Origin of the sequence: Methanosphaera sp. DEW79 (genome assembly GCF_003266085.1) — an archaeon.
GTDB classification, from domain to species: Archaea; Methanobacteriota; Methanobacteria; order Methanobacteriales; family Methanobacteriaceae; genus Methanosphaera; species Methanosphaera stadtmanae.
In genome coordinates this window covers 1-16,230 of sequence record NZ_MUZW01000060.1, presented here as the reverse complement: position 1 = coordinate 16,230, position 16,230 = coordinate 1, and the positions used below count along the sequence as shown (strand labels likewise).

The window sequence follows — 16,230 nt, the reverse complement described above, 5'->3', positions numbered from 1 at the left end:
ACATTTATTTAAATATGATATTTTATTTTTCTAAATAAAAATATTATAGAATTAAGAAATATATAGTATAGATATAACTGAAAGAAAAAAAATGTTTTATAAGTAAAAAAATTTTTTTGATAACATGATAATACTAAGACGTAATAAAAAAATAATTGAATTATATCCTATAGGTTCAGCAAAGGGTGCCCTTAATAATCAACGAAAACCATTATTTTATAGTTATTTTAAGTTACATGAAGACAATGGCAAAATAAGACCTCAACGATTTATTATAAAACAAGATAATGTTGAAACATTAAAATCACCAAAGGATGTTATTAGAACATTAAGAAAACAGAATGTACTACTTGCTACTGAAGATGAAGAAATAGAATCAATGTTAAATTCACTTAATATTCCATATAAACTAACACATATATGTAGACATTGTACATTTGAAGGTAACATAACAATACTAAAAAAATCAGCTTCATACAAATTATATGGGGAATATATTTGTAAACATTGTGCTGAAAAGGAAATTAAACATGTGATGCATTTAAAAGGATATTCTGATGTGTCATATCCAAGTTTTAGGAAATTACTTAAGAAGACACATGATTTAGAAAAAATTTTACAGATTTTTGATCCTCATTTTAATCCTATTAAACATGATAATTTAACAATTTATGATAAAATCAATGTAAAAAAAGCAAAATATCCAAAGATAAGTGTTAAAAAATTAAATATTCCAAAATCATTTAAAAATATTCTTGCTAAAAAAGTAAAATATTTATTACCTGTACAAATATTAGCTCTTAAAGCAGGACTTCTTAAGAATGAAAATTTACTCATAGTATCTGCAACTGCTTCAGGAAAAACATTGGTTGGAGAATTAGCAGGAATTCCAAAGGCATTGAATCACAAAAAATTAATATATCTAACACCTCTTGTAGCATTAGCTAACCAAAAATATAGGGATTTTAAAAAACAATACAAACCATTAGGGTTAAATGTTGCAATTAAAGTAGGTTCTAATCGTGTGAAAGCTAAAGGAGAACTTACAATAGCAAATAAATCTGTGAAAAATGCAGATATAATCGTTGCAACATATGAAGGATTAGATTTTATTTTACGTTCTGGAAATTATAATGAACTAAAAAATATTGGCACTGTTGTTATTGATGAAATTCACATGCTTGATGAACAAGAAAGAGGTCCAAGACTAAATGGCTTAGTTCAAAGATTAATGACAATCTTTCCTAAAGCACAGTTAATAGGATTATCAGCAACAGTTAAAAATTCGAAACAAGTAGCAAATGATTTTAAAATGAAACTTGTTGAATATAAGGAAAGACCAGTTCCATTGGAACGTCATTTGATCTTTGCAAAAAGTGAATATGAGAAAAAAGATCTACTTGCCAGATTATCTAAGAAGGAATTTGATTCAAAATCATCTAAGGGTTATAAGGGTCAAACAATAGTCTTTACAAATTCACGACGTAAAACACACCAAATTGCACAACAAATATCAAAAAAAGGACTTACAACAGCAGCATACCATGCAGGTCTTTCCTATTCTAAAAAATTAAAGATAGAAAAGGAATTTGCAAATCAACAAATATCAACCGTTGTAACTACAGCAGCATTAGCTGCAGGGGTGGATTTTCCAGCTTCGCAGGTCTTGTTTGAAACACTTAGAATGGGAAATAAATGGTTAACAAACAATGAATTTTCACAGATGTTGGGTCGTGCTGGAAGACCATCATTTCATGATATTGGTAGGGTATATTTACTTCCAGAACTTGGAAAGGAATATAATGGAGATTCAGAAGAACAAGTTGCAATTGAATTATTAGATAGTGATGTGGATAATATAAATGTGGAGTATAGTGAAGATGATGTTTATGAACAGGTACTTGCAGATATTAGTGCAATAAGAAATGCAAATACACAAAATCTCAAAGATAAATATGATAAACTAGAAACACCTATACTTTTTGATGAAGTTATGGATGTATTGTATGATAAGAAATTAATTAAAAATATTAATGGTAAAAAAAATATGTATATGGCTACAAAGTATGGAAGAGCAGTATCTTTATCCTTTTTAAAAATATATAAGGCAGAATATATTAAAAAACATTTAAAACAAGATCCACTCGTAACTGTTGAAAAATTAGAACCATTTGACAGTGCATATCTTAGTAGTCGATTGATTAACAGACTTTCATCTGCTTTAAAAACAAATGTAAGTTCAAGACTATTTGCAGATTCAACAAGAGATATTATAACAACGGGGGATGTTATTGCAAAAATAGATCCACAATATACAGATAAGTTAATTTCACTACAAATTGACTTTTTATCATGTAATTGTCAAGAAAAACCTTTTTGTAATTGTCTGGAAGTAAATATTTCTGATAAGATAATAAGACAAAGATTACATGGGTGGGATCCAAATCATATTAGTAAGTATTTCATGACAAATTATGATGTACATATCTATCCTGGAGATATTTTCAGTTGGCTTGATCAGGTAATTAGAACATTAGAAGCAATATCTAGAATAAGTCTTGCATTTAATAATAAGAATTTAAGTAATAATTGTAGGAATTTAATTAAAAAAATAGAGGGAAGAAATTAGATTATAATAATTTTTTAACCTCATTAATTATTTCTTTTTGAGCATTTTCTAGCATATCTTGTCCAAGTATCATGTTAACTTCAAAACCTTCTTTTTCAATAGTTAGGGCTTCTTTATTTATTATTGGCTCATTATCTCTTGCTTCTTTTAGGCCAACCATTCCAACTTCAGGGTGTTTAATAAAATTTTCATGTTCTTTAAGAGAAGTCATATCAGTAATACCTAACACAGCACCCATTGATAATTCACCAGTACATGCATGAGGACCTTCACTTTCAATAATTGAATTGTTGAATATAATTTTTAGTTCTGTTTTTTTGGATATTTTATCAATATCCTCTATAATAAGATTGTTACCACCATGTCCATTTACTATAATTACAGACTTAATATTTAATTGCTTTTTTATATTAATTAGTTGTGGTATTATTTGTTTATTTACAAGATCATCTTTTTTTAAATGATGGCCATGTTTAATATAATCATATTCAGTAGCTCCATAAAAAATACCTAGAAAAGTGGCACCAGTCTTAGTAGCTACATTTAATGCAACATTTGCAGCTATCTTTGAATCAGTATCAATAGGAAGAGCAGCACCATGATTTTCTCTATGTGAACCTAATGCAATGATTCCTATACTATGTACATCTTTAGATAATATATTTCCTGAATCATATTTTAATTTAATATTATTTGAAGACATTCTATTTTTAACTCCTATATTTTTAAGTCCCAAATAGTATCTCCAACATAATGTAAATTTTCAATAGCTTTACCTTTACTATTTTCAATCATTTCTTCACCAGAAATTAAACTAGTTCCAATAGCAATTGGTTTTTTATGTGTTTCTTCAATAATAACTATAGTTTCACCAGCAACTATTGTTTTATCTGCATCAACAATACCTGGTGACATAATATCTGCACCTTTAATAACAAAATTTATAGCACCCATATCTACTGTAGCATATTTTTCTGTAATTTCTAATGATAGAACAGCTTTAAGTGTTGGTATTATTTTATTTTCTGTCTGCATTAAAAGTGGTTCTCCATTTATTAAAAGAATATTTGGTAAATCTTCTATTTTTAATAATTCTACCTTTGCTTTTTTAGGAATGATTATACTGTAATTTCCTAGTTCTTCTTTAATCTCTTTAATTTTTTTATTTTTCAAGAAATTTCTTTTTTTAATTTTCAATTTCTCAATCCACCTTTAAGATTAGATTATGATTTTTTTTATATAATTATTTTTGTTTTTTTGCAATTGTTTATTAGTCTAAATAATTTATATTTCTATTCTTTTTAAAAGTTAATAAAATGTCATATACAGTTTTTTACTCTCTATTTTTAGAATTATAAAATTTTATTAATCTAAAATGAAGTTTTAGCTATACTGACTATTAATTATTTGATTTATAGTAATTATTTGATTTTTATTTATAGTAAAATATTCTATTTACTATTTGTATATATGATTATCTATTAAATGGCCTTTTTATAAAAATTAATATAATAGAACTTAATAGAAACTTATATCATATATCTAAATTAAATATAATAATAGAATAGGAATAAATACTTATTAAAGTTAGGATTATAGATACATTTAAATATAATTCTGAACAAATAAATTAATATTATTGATAAGGTGATTAATAGTGAATGATCAAAAAAATAATAACAATACATCTAGACCATTAGATGCATTAGGTCAAGCTTTAAATTCCCAAGTTCTAATTAAACTTAAAGGTGGAAAAGAATTTAGAGGAGCTCTACAAAGTTTTGACATGCATATGAATTTAGTACTAAACGATGCTGAAGAAATAAAAGATGGTGAATCTATCTGTAGATTAGGCGTTGTTTTAGTTCGTGGAGATAACATAGTATACATATCACCAGGATAATTATTTAAAGGACATTAGTAGTTTTCAAATCTATTAATATTAATCGTCCTTATTAGAAAAATATACCTGAAATTTACTATTTATACATTTAAGGTATTGATATACGAGGTGTATATCTTATAGAAGGAATAAAATTTAATTTTATTCTCTATTTTTACCTTTTTTTAAAAAAAGGTTTTATATTTATTTATTATTTACATATTACTAGGAGGTTGTGAAATTGAAAGGAACACCATCATTCGGAAAACGTAATAAGAAAAACCATATCAGATGTAGAAGATGTGGTAGAAATGCTTACAATCCAACAAAAAAATACTGTGCATCTTGTGGATTTGGAAGATCTAAAAGATTAAGAAGATACAGTTGGCAAAACAAAAAACCTGTTACAGGTAAAAGATTAAAATAGATATTTAGATGTGAATCTATTTATACTATTTTTCTTATTAAATTCTTTTTTTTTAAAAATTTTATAGTTATTATTAAGATATATTCAAATTTTTCATTCATAATAATAGTAAATTAAGTATATTACTTTAAACAAAAATAAAAAACAGAATAAAAAAGTTATGGAAAATTTATTTATATTTTTGATTATAGGAGTATTATACGAAAATAGTTTTTGAATATATTATGAAATAACATTTAACTAATTCAATGTAATATCGTAGGTACTCAAATTAATTAATTATACTGCCATAATAAGTTTAAGCATAAAAACACTTACATATAAATTTAATCTTGAATAAAACAAAGAAGGTGTCTAAATGGCAAAAGTGAAAATAATAGAAACTGCATTAAGAGATGCACATCAATCATTAATTGCTACTCGAATGAGAACTGCAGATATGGTTCCAATTATAGAAGATATGGATAAAGTAGGTTATTTCTCATTAGAAGCTTGGGGTGGAGCAACATTTGATACATGTATACGTTTTTTAAATGAAGATCCATGGGAAAGGCTTAGAATATTTAAAGAACATCTAAATAAAACTCCAATTCAAATGTTACTAAGAGGACAAAACTTAGTAGGTTACAAACATTATGCAGATGATGTAGTAAAAGCATTTGTTGAAAAATCTTATGAAAATGGGGTTGACATTTTCAGAATATTTGATGCATTAAATGATTCTAGAAATATGAAAATGTCCATTAAAACTGCTAAAGATCAAGGAGCATATGTTCAAGGTACAATCAGTTATACAATCAGTCCAGTTCATACAATTGAAAAATATGTTGAATTTGCAAAAGAATTAGCAGCAATGGATTGTGATGCTATAACTATAAAAGATATGGCTGGATTAATTACTCCTGATGTTGCTGGTAAATTAGTCACTGCATTAAAAGATGAAGTTGACTTAGATGTTAACTTACACAGTCATTGTACAAGTGGAATGACATTAATGAGTTATGAAGCTGCAATTGAAGCAGGAGTGGATATGTTAGATACAGCAATTTCACCATTTTCTGGAGGAACAGCACAACCACCAACAGAAAGTGTTGTGGCAGCATTAGTAGGAACAGAATATGATACAGGTATTGATTTAAAAGCATTATCTAAAATAAAAGATTACTTCGCAGAGTTAAATGAAAAATATGCTGCATTATTCGATCCATTAGCTTCTAAAGTTGATACTGATGTATTGATGTACCAGGTACCTGGAGGAATGTTATCTAACCTTGTTTCACAACTTAAACAACAAAGTGCTATTGATAAGTATGAAGATGTACTTAAAGAAATACCAAAAGTTAGAAAAGATCTAGGATATCCACCACTTGTAACACCAACAAGTCAAATTGTGGGAGTTCAATCAGTAATGAATGTATTATCTGGTGAACGTTATGGTAACATTACAAAAGAGGTAAAAGAATATCTTAAAGGAGCATATGGTAGAGCACCAGCAGAAATAAATCAAGAATTATATAAAAAAGCAAATGGTGATGAAGAACCTATCACATGTAGGCCTGCAGATCTTATAGAACCAGAACTTGAAGAAGCAAAAGAAAAAATAGAATCTGAAGGTTTAATTAAAAAAGATGAAGATCTTTTAACATATGTATTATATCCTACAATTGGTGAAAAATTCCTTAAAGGAGAAGCAGTTGTAGAAGAGATTCCAGAACCTAAAGTGGAATACAGTGCATCAAGTATTCCAACATCATATGATGTGGAAGTTGATGGGGAAACATTCAGTGTAAAAGTATTACCTACAGGTTACATGGAAATGGAGCCATCATCAAAACAAATTAAAACCTCTATAGAAAATGGTTTAACATCTTCAATGCAAGGTATGATAGTTAAACTTAAAGTAAAAATTGGGGATAAGGTAAATGAAGGAGATACAGTTGCAGTTCTAGAAGCTATGAAAATGGAAAATGATGTAAAAGCAGATAGATCTGGACAAATATCAGAAATCTTCATTAATGAAGGGGATACTGTAGAAAAAGATGATGTTTTAATGGTTATTGATTAAAACAATCTCTTTCTACTTTTTTTTTATAATCTTATTTTGAGTATAATATTGATGAAACATTATTTAGATATTTTGGAAGTTTACCTTCAATTAATATTAAATCAATATTAAATAAATCTTTTAATATTTTAGCACTATCTATTCCAAGTGATGCTAAGGAGTAACGTCTTATTTCAGGATGAATACATTCATCATACTCTTTTTTACAATCACTTCTACAATAATTACATGGACCAGTGATACATTCTGATTTTACATACTTTTTTTCTTCATCTAAAAGTATATCTACAGTCTTTTTCTTTTCTATAAAAAATGTGTTATTTAAAATATCATTTAATTCATCAGGACTATAAATAGCTTGATAATCTTCTTTATTGAAAAACAACTGGGTTATAACGATATCTATGTAATCATAACTTTCAATATAATTTTGAATATCTATATCTAGTGGAGAACAAGAATAATTAGTATTATATCTTGAACATCCTCTACAGTAACCTTGAACTACTTCAAAGTTTGAAAATCTATCATAAAATTCCTTGGTAGTAAGAGTTTTACGTTGTCTTTTAACTTCATATTCAATGTTACTCATTTTAATCACCTATTTTTCATATTCTGTATAATCAGTTACATTTGCTCTTGTGAATGCTCTTTTTCTTCTTTTACAAGATTCACATACTCCACAGTGTGTGTCACATCCAATATAACATGAATAACTTATATTCATAGGAGCATTTACTTCATGACCTTTTTTAACAATATCTTCTTTTGTCATGTCAATTAAGGGAGCTTTAATTTCAATATCATCAAAAGAACCATATTTTATAGTTTCATTAAAAGATTTCAGGTATTCTTTTGAATTATCAGGAAATGTAACAGCTTCTTCATAATCCCATCCTACAATAATTATTTTGGCTTGAATACTTTCAGCATATGATAAGGCAATACTACAAAAAACAGTATTTCTTGCAGGAACCCATACAGATTTTGCTGTTTCAATAGATTTATCATAATCATCTAAGTCATTATCACTTGGTTGAGGTATGCTTTTATCTGTTGTTAAACTTGAATTACTAATTTCTTTAAGCCATGGAAGATCTATTACAATATGTTTCATATCTAATTTTTCACATATCATTTTTGCATGTTTTAATTCTTGTTTTATACTTTGTTGACCATAATTAAATGTGATTGCAGTTATATCATAATCATTTGCATAAATTGATGTGGCAACTGTTGAATCTAATCCTCCAGAGAGTACAGTTATTGCTTTAGGTTTCATTTAATCTCCTCTATTATTTATTCTATATTCCATTTCTACATATTTTATTAAATCTTTAATAGGAATGGATGTTTTATTGGCTATTTTTTTAATATCATCATATTCAGGAGTACATTTAATTATCTTATCATTAATATACCCTATTTTAAATCTTACATCTTCCCAGGTACCATTGATATTTATTTTTTCATGAATATTTTCTCTAATTGCAACACCTCTATGTACAGTTGGAATTACACGAACACCTAATGTTCCAGTTTCCTCCATAAGAACATTTGTTATATGTTGAGCATCATTATTTCTACATATAACCTTAATGATTTGTCCTGGCCTATTTTTTTTCATTATTGTAGGTGTGATTGTAACATCCCTTGCACCTTCAGATAATAGTTTATCATATAAACTTCCAAGAACTTCACCACTTAAAGTATCAATATTTGTCTCTAATATGGTTACAGTATCATTTTTAGTTACACTATTAGCATGTACTAATCTTAGTGCATTAAGAACTTCAAGATCCTTTTTTCCAGCTCCATATCCAATAGTTTTTCTTGTAACATAAGGATATGATGATACATACTCATCAGTAATATTTACAAGAATAGCACATCCTGTTGGTGTACATATTTCAGTATTAACACATCCCCCAATAGTTGGAACATTCTTTAGTATGTTAAGTACTGCAGGAGCAGGTACTGGTAGAATACCATGTTGTGTTTTCACAGTTCCACTACCTGTTGCAACTGGAAGAGAATATACTTTTTCTTTATCAAGATTTAGTAGATAATATGCATATGATGAACCAATTATATCAGCTACAGCATCAGCACATCCTACTTCATGGAAATGTAATTGATCTAATGATTTTCCATGAACTTTAGACTCAGCTATGGCAAGTGTTTTAAATATTTTTTTAGATAAATTTATTGTTTTTAATATAATTTCATTGTCTGGATAATGTTTTTGTGTTATATCATCTAATTTTTCAATAATTTCATTATAATGTCGTGTACTCTTATCTGTTGTGTTAATTTGGGCATATGTACACATTATACCTGATTTTGGTTGTTTTGTTATGGTAATATCTATATCACCAAATTCATTAGCATAAGTTTTAATAACATTAATAATATCATCTTTATTAGCACCTAAATCAATAAATGCTCCAATAAACATATTTCCTGCAAGTCCCGATGTTTGTCCATCAATTATTAAAACCATATTTAATCTCCTATTTTTCTAGTATATTAATTGTTTTTCTTATTCATTTTTTTTTAAATATTAATCTTCATTTATTAAGTAAATTTGTTTTTTATAGTATAAATTTTATAATACATTTTTATCTTATTATTAATAAAAATATAATTACTTAAATATTAAAATTATTTTTTTTTAACAATTAATAGGAGGCAGAGTATGGATATTGAATTGGATGGAATAATTAGTTATGAGGAAGGTAATGGTCTTATTTTTGAAAGTGAAGAACCTTTGTATATTTTAGCTAATAGGGAAAATTATGATTTTAAATATTCTAATAAAATAAATAATCATTATTATAATAATCCCCTATTAGATAGAATTCTTGTTGAAAGAAATGGAATAGCTGTAGTAAGTACTGTTGAAGAAATACAAGGAAAATTCTTTACAAATATCACAGTACTAATTGATACTTCACTAGATAATCTAACATTAATGAATTTATTTAGAACTGTTAGTGAAACTATTTCAACAACTTCATGGGATGTTAATGCATTGAATAAAAATAGGCTGGATAACCAATTAGGTAACTTCTATAACACGATTTTCATTGCATGTAGAAAGAAATCTGAAGTTTCATTACCATTTGATATTTCATTGTTTTATGAAGTAAAAGAAATTGTTGATGAAGCTCTAAGACAATCATTCAAAGTTCTAGGATATCCAAGAAACATTGTAAAATATTTACGTGATGCTAACATTTCATTAGATATAATTGAAGATGTTGCTAGGAAAGTTACTACTAAAGACATAACTCATAATGTATTTGTAAATCAATTAGAAAATATTTTAGATGATGTGAATATAGTAGCGTATATTGTTGCTATTATTAGATTGGAAGAAGATTATAATAATGAAAGAATAGTTATCAAAAACAACACTAACATAGAAAATACTGCTAATATATTATGTTTAAATATGGTAAATCAAATAGCAGGTAAGGAAGCAGTGTCTGTTTTTAATAAAATTAAAGATGATTTGAATTTATTAGAATTTGAACCATTCACAAAAGGTATTGTTATGGCTTTAGTCTCTGGATGTATTGTTAAATTGGATTTATAAAAGAGGATAATTTATGGTTAATGTAAACAAAAAAAATGTTCAAGGAAAAGCTAAGGTAAAACCATCACTCACAGGTTTTTTAGGTTTAATTTCCTTTTCAACAAGAATACCTATTAAAAGATACGTTACAATAGAACAAATGTCTGGTTCTGTAATACTCTGGCCATATATTGGTCTGGGTATTGGGATAATTGGAGCAGTAATGGCATATATACTTTCAAATATATTTGGATTTTCAAGTTTTTTAACAGCAACAATGCTTTATTGTTTTTTAATATGGTTTACAGGATTTAATCATGTTGATGGTATTCTTGATATGGGTGATGGCTTAATGGCACATGGAGAACCAGAAAAACGATTAAGTATTATGCGTGATTCAATGGTGGGTGCTGGTGGAATTGCAACCTTTTTCATAATTGCAATCATGACAATAGCAGCACTTTCATCAGTTCCAGCACAGTATTTAATAGCTTCAATTATATTAATGGAGTTATGTGCAAAGTTAAGTATGATTACATCAATGGTATTTGGAAGAACTGATTCTAATGGAATTGGTAAGGAAATTAAAAAAGGAATGGATTATAAAATATTAATATTTACTATTATAATTTCATTAATAATAGGTTACTTTTTATTAAATGCATCAGGTGTTATGGCAGTATTTGCATCAGTTATTTCTGGATTGTATTTATCAAATGTTGCTGATAAATCATTTGGTTGTGTTACTGGGGATATCTTTGGTGCATCTAATGAAATAGCAAAAGTAGTATCACTATTATTTATAATATTAAATTTAAACATAATGTTATTGTAGAAAAAAGAGGATTAATAAATGATAACAGTTTTAAGATTAGATCATAGACTTGGAAGAGATACAAGAATCACAACTCATGTTTGTTTAACAGCTCGTGCTTTTGGAGCAGATAAAGTAATTTTAAGTGGAGAACATGATAAACATATTATTGAATCTGCACAAAAAGTTGTAGAAAATTGGGGTGGTGATTTTGAAGTTGAATATCAAAAAGCTTATAGGCCAGTTATTAAGGAACATAAACAGAAAGGATTTGAAATTATACATTTAACTATGTATGGAAAACATGTTGAAGATGTAGTTCCTACAATTAGGGATAATAATCGTGATAAACTTATAATTGTTGGAGGATCACGAGTTCCAACAGATGTTTATGAAGCTGCAGACTGGAATTTAAGTGTTACAAATCAACCACACTCTGAAGTTGCAGCTTTAGCTATTTGTCTTCATTATATGATGGATGGAAGTGAATTAAAAACAGTTTATGATGATGGTAAAATGCAAATAGTTCCAAATAATGAACATAAAGAAGTAATTAAAAATGAGTAAATTATTTTACATTACTTTTTTTATAAACTCCATTTATTCTATTTTTCATAAAAATAATAATATAAAATTCGATTTTAAAATAATTATTTAAATATTGATTGTTTTAGAATAAGTTATTAAAAAAAAATAGTGGAATGGGAATCTATCTTTCTAATTCTCCTTCAATAAACTCAGTAACTTTATCATGAGCTACATCATCAGTATATTGAATTGGTGGGTGTTTCATTGTATATGATGAGATAGATGTAAGTGCACCACTAATATTTCTTTTAAGAGCTAATTTACAACAACGTATAGCATCAATTACACATCCAGCACTGTTTGGACTATCTTCTACACTTAATCTTAATTCAATATTCATTGGCACATCACCAAATGTTCTACCTTCCATACGTAAGAAACATAACTTATTGTCTTTTTGCCATGGAACATAGTCACTTGGACCAATGTGTATGTTATCATCATCTAATCTATGTGCTAGGACTGATTGTACAGCTTCTGTTTTAGATTCTCTTTTAGATGATAATCTATCATGATTTAACATATTTAAAAAGTCCGTGTTACCACCAGTATTTAATTGATATGTTTTATCTAATATTACACCTCTATCCTTAAATAGGTTAGCCAATGTTCTATGTGTAATAGTAGCACCAATTTGTGCTTTTATATCATCACCAATACATGGTAATCCTTTTTCTTTGAATTTTTGTTCATATTCAGGGTCACTTACAATGAATATGGGTACACAATTAATAAATGCTATTCCTGCTTCAAGTGCACAGTCAGCATAGAATTTTCCTGCTTCTTCAGATCCAACTGGTAAATAGTTAACTAACATTTCAGCTTTACTTTCTTTTAATAATGAGACTATTTCTTCTTTGGATTTTTCTGCTTCTTCAGAGATTATAAAAGTTGAATCATCTTTATAATTAGACATATGTGGTGCTACACCATCAAGTACTCGTCCCATTGTTACTTTTACACCAGTTTTTTCCATATTTGGATAGAAGATTGTTGTACAGTTTGGTTTAGCATATATTGCTTCACTTACATCTTTTCCTACTTTTCTCTTATCAATATCAATTGCTGCTACTACTTCTATATCTGATGGTTTATATCCATCTATAGTCCAGTGCATTAGGCCATCGACATCTGTTTCTGTTTTATCTGCATAATAGTAAATTCCTTGTATTAAAGAACTAGCACAGTTACCCATTCCGACAATTGCTATTTTAATTTTATCCATGTTAACACCTTTAAAAAAAATTATGAAGTATAAATTGATAAAATATTTGAAATTTGTTTATTAATTCATAATTAATTAATTATTATATTTTATATTATTCTATTATAAATTTAATTATTATTTATTTTCTAATGAACTGGTAATTTTTGCACTCATATCATCTGCATGATGTAGTGCTAATGCTTCAGGAGTTTTTGGACTCACTGCAGAACCCCATCCAAGGGATGTGTCTCCATGATGACTAAGTATCATATGTATTAGTTGTATTTTAAGTTTTTTGGGTGCATCAATTTTTTTAATTCTATTTTCTATCATATTTGCTCCAATAAATAGATGATCTAACATGATTCCTTCATATTTCATTTCAATGTTTTCAGTTTCATAGTCATATGTTTCAATTTTTCCTATATCATGAAGTATTGCTCCAGTTATTAGTAAATCATAGTTGATTTTGTTGTAGATGTATGTTATTGTTTGACATATTTTTATTACTTCATTTGTATGAACAAGTAGTCCTCCTTTATAATTATGATGATGTATTTTTGCAGCAGGTGCTGTTAAAAAATTATTTTTAAATTCTTCATCATTAAAAAATTCTTTTAATAATTTTTTTAGGTGGATATTTTCAATTGTTTCTATGGTGTTAAATAGAAATTCTACATGTTTATCATAGTCTTCTACTTTTCTTATAAAATCTTCTTCATTGTAGTTTGTTGTTGGGTTCATACTTTCAATTAATATATTAAATCTTCCACTCTCAGTTGGAAATTCTTGTATTTTTCCAACAATATTCCACACAGTATTTTTTTCTATCTTTTCATACGTTTTAAATGGTCTGTGTTTAAACATTCTACCTTTTATTTGTCCTGTTTTGTCTTGTAGTGTTACTTCAAGATATGATGTGTTTGTTTTTGTTTTTTTCATTTCTTTTTGTTTTATGAGAAAAGGGCTGATAATTTCTCGATCTTGGGCGAATTCCTTTATATAATCTTCTTCTTTTTTTGTCAATTTCTTTCCTTCATTCTTTTGATTATAATTATTTTATAATTTAATACTTATTAAAATTTTATTCAATGTTTTTTAGTTTTTTTCTAGTGGATTTTTGTATTTTGGGATATATTTATTATATATTAACAATAAATCTATTAACAATTGTTATTTTTTGTTAATAGAATATATTAGAAAAATATTAATTATAAATAAATGATTTTAAATATATTGGAGAAAAGAAAAAAATGGTTAATAAAAAATATATAGGCATTGCAGTAGTGCTTTTAATTATCATTGCTGGAGCAGTATTTTACTTCACATCAAGTAATGATGATAACACAGTATCAATAGGTTATCTGCCTAGTGATCACGATGCAGCACTATTTGTAGCAAATGCTTCAAATATGTATACTGATGCAGGATTAAAAGTAGAATTACATGAATATAATAATGGTGGAGACTTAATGACAGCTATGGCAAGTGGTACTGTAGATGTAGGGTATGTAGGTATAACACCAGTATTGTCTTCAATACAAAAAGGAGTTCCTGTAAAAGTAATTGCTGGAGCACAAACAGAAGGAAGTGGATTAGTAACAAAAGATCCTAATATTAAATCCATAACAGATTTAAAAGGAAAAAAAATAGCAACACCAGGAGAAGCTTCAATACAATACATGTTACTAAAATATGACTTGAAAAAACATGGCATGTCTATAAATGACATAACAAGTCCTAGTATGAAAGTAGCAAGTATGAATGATGCATTAAAAACTGGAAGTATTGATGCAATGTTAACATATGAACCATATGTATCAATAGCTACACAAGTAAATAATCAAACATTAATAGAAGATTCTAGTAGTATATTAAGTAATCATCCATGTTGTGTAGTTGCTGTATCACAAAGCTTCATTGATAAACATCCACAACAAGTTCAAAAAATTGCAGATATTCATAAAAAAGCAACAGAAAAATTAGAATCTGATCCAGAAGGATGTGTACAATACTTACCTAAAAATATTGTACCTAATGAAACTGTTGAAAAAGGAATTCTTAGTAATATGAGTTGGGTATCTGACTTAAATGATACATACAAAGACAATATACATACATTTATGAACACTGAAAAGGATTTAGGAATAATAAATAACACAATCAGTGATGATAAATTATTCTACACTGCTTAAATAATTAAAAAAATAAGAGTTTACTTGTGTAAACTCTGATATTTATCTTTTTTTCTATAAAGTTGGTTCAAGTCTTTTTATAATTATAATGAAGAATACTATTATAATGGGAAAGAAAAACAAATATAACACTAACAATATTTCTGCCTTAACTATGGGACCTATAACAGTTGTAGCTGCAATTATCATGATAAATAAAATTACAGGTATAACTACAGTAGTAAACATATACAGTATCATCAATGAATTTAATTTTTCAGAATATTCCTTATATTTAATTTGCATATTACGTGAATTTTCATTAGCTAAAATATTCAAAGTATCTGCAAGATTACCACCATTAATTATTGTTCTATTCATATGACTAACTATTTTTTCCATAATAGGTAAATTAATACGTTTTGATAAATTTTCAAAAGCTTCAATATAATTAGTACCATATTTTATTTCATTCAATGTTATTTTAAATTCCTTAGATAACTGACCATAATTACCATTACTAACTTCTTCAATAGCATCAAATAATCCAATACCTGCCTTTAATTCTATTGATAATTCTCTTAAAACATAGGGTATAACTTTTAAAATATCTTTTCTCTTTTTTTCTTTTTTATATTTGGGTAGATTTCTTTTAAATAAAATATAAAGAAGTGTTATCATAAATACTTCAATGGCATATGTTATATTGAAAATACATAGAATAAATCCAATACATATTAAAAAAATTATCTTTTTAATAGGTGGATTATATTGTTTATCTTTTAGTAACTTGGTAGTTACTTTCTCATCAACATCTCTTTGAATTTTATTTTCAATTTTCTTTTTCTTAGTTATATGTAAATA

General features: G+C 27.0%; 16 protein-coding genes. 8 read left to right on the top strand and 8 right to left on the bottom strand.

What is annotated here, in order from left to right; translation table 11 throughout:
* The first annotated feature begins 124 nt into the window (after positions 1-124).
* Positions 125-2,629 carry a DUF5814 domain-containing protein gene (locus BZ132_RS05640; protein ID WP_286940636.1) on the top strand — a complete coding sequence of 835 codons (2,505 nt, stop codon included), beginning with the start codon at positions 125-127 and terminating at the stop codon, positions 2,627-2,629.
* A gap of 1 nt (position 2,630) precedes the next feature.
* Here the strand turns inward: BZ132_RS05640 and arfB are convergent, their stop codons facing one another.
* Both arfB and BZ132_RS05630 read right to left on the bottom strand, forming a co-directional pair.
* Entirely contained in the window at positions 2,631-3,332 is a 702-nt protein-coding gene (gene arfB, locus BZ132_RS05635; protein WP_011406757.1) for a 2-amino-5-formylamino-6-ribosylaminopyrimidin-4(3H)-one 5'-monophosphate deformylase, read from the bottom strand.
* A 14-nt stretch (positions 3,333-3,346) separates the two neighbouring features.
* Complete coding sequence (locus BZ132_RS05630; RefSeq protein WP_011406756.1) at positions 3,347-3,826, bottom strand: RNA-binding protein; 480 nt, start codon at positions 3,824-3,826, stop codon at positions 3,347-3,349.
* Positions 3,827-4,286: 460 nt separating this feature from the next.
* On the opposite strand from BZ132_RS05630, the gene BZ132_RS05625 reads away from it, so the two are divergent.
* The 3 genes from BZ132_RS05625 (at position 4,287) to oadA (ending at position 7,003) form a co-directional block, all read left to right on the top strand.
* A complete protein-coding gene (locus BZ132_RS05625; protein ID WP_011406755.1) occupies positions 4,287-4,532 on the top strand; it encodes an LSm family protein in 246 nt (81 codons plus the stop codon).
* Positions 4,533-4,752: 220 nt separating this feature from the next.
* Positions 4,753-4,938 (top strand): 50S ribosomal protein L37e, encoded by a 186-nt coding sequence (locus tag BZ132_RS05620; RefSeq protein WP_011406754.1) that lies wholly within the window; start codon positions 4,753-4,755, stop codon positions 4,936-4,938.
* 358 nt (positions 4,939-5,296) lie between these two features.
* Entirely contained in the window at positions 5,297-7,003 is a 1,707-nt protein-coding gene (oadA, locus tag BZ132_RS05615; RefSeq protein ID WP_011406753.1) for a sodium-extruding oxaloacetate decarboxylase subunit alpha, read from the top strand.
* A gap of 31 nt (positions 7,004-7,034) precedes the next feature.
* Here oadA and BZ132_RS05610 read toward each other — a convergent pair whose 3' ends face one another.
* From BZ132_RS05610 to larC, 3 genes are read right to left on the bottom strand one after another with little or no spacing between them, the layout of a single operon-like run.
* Complete coding sequence (locus tag BZ132_RS05610) at positions 7,035-7,595, bottom strand: DUF2284 domain-containing protein (RefSeq protein ID WP_011406752.1); 561 nt, start codon at positions 7,593-7,595, stop codon at positions 7,035-7,037.
* Between the two features lie 9 nt (positions 7,596-7,604).
* Positions 7,605-8,285 carry a 7-cyano-7-deazaguanine synthase QueC gene (gene queC / locus BZ132_RS05605; RefSeq protein WP_286940635.1) on the bottom strand — a complete coding sequence of 227 codons (681 nt, stop codon included), beginning with the start codon at positions 8,283-8,285 and terminating at the stop codon, positions 7,605-7,607.
* Positions 8,286-9,506, bottom strand: coding sequence for a nickel pincer cofactor biosynthesis protein LarC (gene larC / locus BZ132_RS05600; protein WP_011406750.1), 1,221 nt, complete (start codon positions 9,504-9,506; stop codon positions 8,286-8,288).
* Between the two features lie 195 nt (positions 9,507-9,701).
* Between larC and BZ132_RS05595 the strand changes: the two genes are divergently transcribed.
* The 3 genes from BZ132_RS05595 to BZ132_RS05585 are packed head-to-tail and all read left to right on the top strand — an operon-like array spanning position 9,702 to position 11,964.
* Positions 9,702-10,604 (top strand): hypothetical protein, encoded by a 903-nt coding sequence (locus BZ132_RS05595; protein WP_011406749.1) that lies wholly within the window; start codon positions 9,702-9,704, stop codon positions 10,602-10,604.
* 13 nt (positions 10,605-10,617) lie between these two features.
* Positions 10,618-11,418 (top strand): adenosylcobinamide-GDP ribazoletransferase, encoded by an 801-nt coding sequence (gene cobS / locus BZ132_RS05590; RefSeq protein WP_011406748.1) that lies wholly within the window; start codon positions 10,618-10,620, stop codon positions 11,416-11,418.
* An 18-nt stretch (positions 11,419-11,436) separates the two neighbouring features.
* The gene (locus tag BZ132_RS05585; RefSeq protein ID WP_011406747.1) at positions 11,437-11,964 is read left to right on the top strand and encodes a tRNA methyltransferase; all 528 of its coding nucleotides are present in this window, start codon (positions 11,437-11,439) and stop codon (positions 11,962-11,964) included.
* A 142-nt stretch (positions 11,965-12,106) separates the two neighbouring features.
* Here BZ132_RS05585 and BZ132_RS05580 read toward each other — a convergent pair whose 3' ends face one another.
* Positions 12,107-13,210, bottom strand: coding sequence for an inositol-3-phosphate synthase (locus tag BZ132_RS05580; protein WP_011406746.1), 1,104 nt, complete (start codon positions 13,208-13,210; stop codon positions 12,107-12,109).
* 117 nt (positions 13,211-13,327) lie between these two features.
* Positions 13,328-14,218: a 3'-5' exoribonuclease YhaM family protein gene (locus BZ132_RS05575; RefSeq protein ID WP_286940634.1), complete on the bottom strand. Its 891-nt coding sequence runs from the start codon at positions 14,216-14,218 to the stop codon at positions 13,328-13,330.
* 227 nt (positions 14,219-14,445) lie between these two features.
* Here BZ132_RS05575 and BZ132_RS05570 point away from each other — a divergent pair, with 227 nt between their 5' ends.
* The gene (locus BZ132_RS05570; RefSeq protein WP_011406744.1) at positions 14,446-15,387 is read left to right on the top strand and encodes an ABC transporter substrate-binding protein; all 942 of its coding nucleotides are present in this window, start codon (positions 14,446-14,448) and stop codon (positions 15,385-15,387) included.
* A 54-nt stretch (positions 15,388-15,441) separates the two neighbouring features.
* Here BZ132_RS05570 and BZ132_RS05565 read toward each other — a convergent pair.
* The coding region (locus BZ132_RS05565) for a type II secretion system F family protein (protein WP_286940633.1) at positions 15,442-16,230 on the bottom strand (789 nt) is incomplete at its 5' end.

Excerpts from the sequence above, each read along its gene's own strand:
- BZ132_RS05595 (WP_011406749.1), top strand. The coding sequence starts at position 9,702 with ATGGATATTGAATTGGATGGAATAATTAGTTATGAGGAAGGTAATGGT.
- BZ132_RS05585 (WP_011406747.1), top strand. The coding sequence starts at position 11,437 with ATGATAACAGTTTTAAGATTAGATCATAGACTTGGAAGAGATACAAGA.
- oadA (WP_011406753.1), top strand. The coding sequence starts at position 5,297 with ATGGCAAAAGTGAAAATAATAGAAACTGCATTAAGAGATGCACATCAA.
- BZ132_RS05640 (WP_286940636.1), top strand. The coding sequence starts at position 125 with ATGATAATACTAAGACGTAATAAAAAAATAATTGAATTATATCCTATA.
- BZ132_RS05610 (WP_011406752.1), bottom strand. The coding sequence starts at position 7,595 with ATGAGTAACATTGAATATGAAGTTAAAAGACAACGTAAAACTCTTACT.
- queC (WP_286940635.1), bottom strand. The coding sequence starts at position 8,285 with ATGAAACCTAAAGCAATAACTGTACTCTCTGGAGGATTAGATTCAACA.
- arfB (WP_011406757.1), bottom strand. The coding sequence starts at position 3,332 with ATGTCTTCAAATAATATTAAATTAAAATATGATTCAGGAAATATATTA.
- BZ132_RS05570 (WP_011406744.1), top strand. The coding sequence starts at position 14,446 with ATGGTTAATAAAAAATATATAGGCATTGCAGTAGTGCTTTTAATTATC.
- larC (WP_011406750.1), bottom strand. The coding sequence starts at position 9,506 with ATGGTTTTAATAATTGATGGACAAACATCGGGACTTGCAGGAAATATG.
- BZ132_RS05580 (WP_011406746.1), bottom strand. The coding sequence starts at position 13,210 with ATGGATAAAATTAAAATAGCAATTGTCGGAATGGGTAACTGTGCTAGT.
- cobS (WP_011406748.1), top strand. The coding sequence starts at position 10,618 with ATGGTTAATGTAAACAAAAAAAATGTTCAAGGAAAAGCTAAGGTAAAA.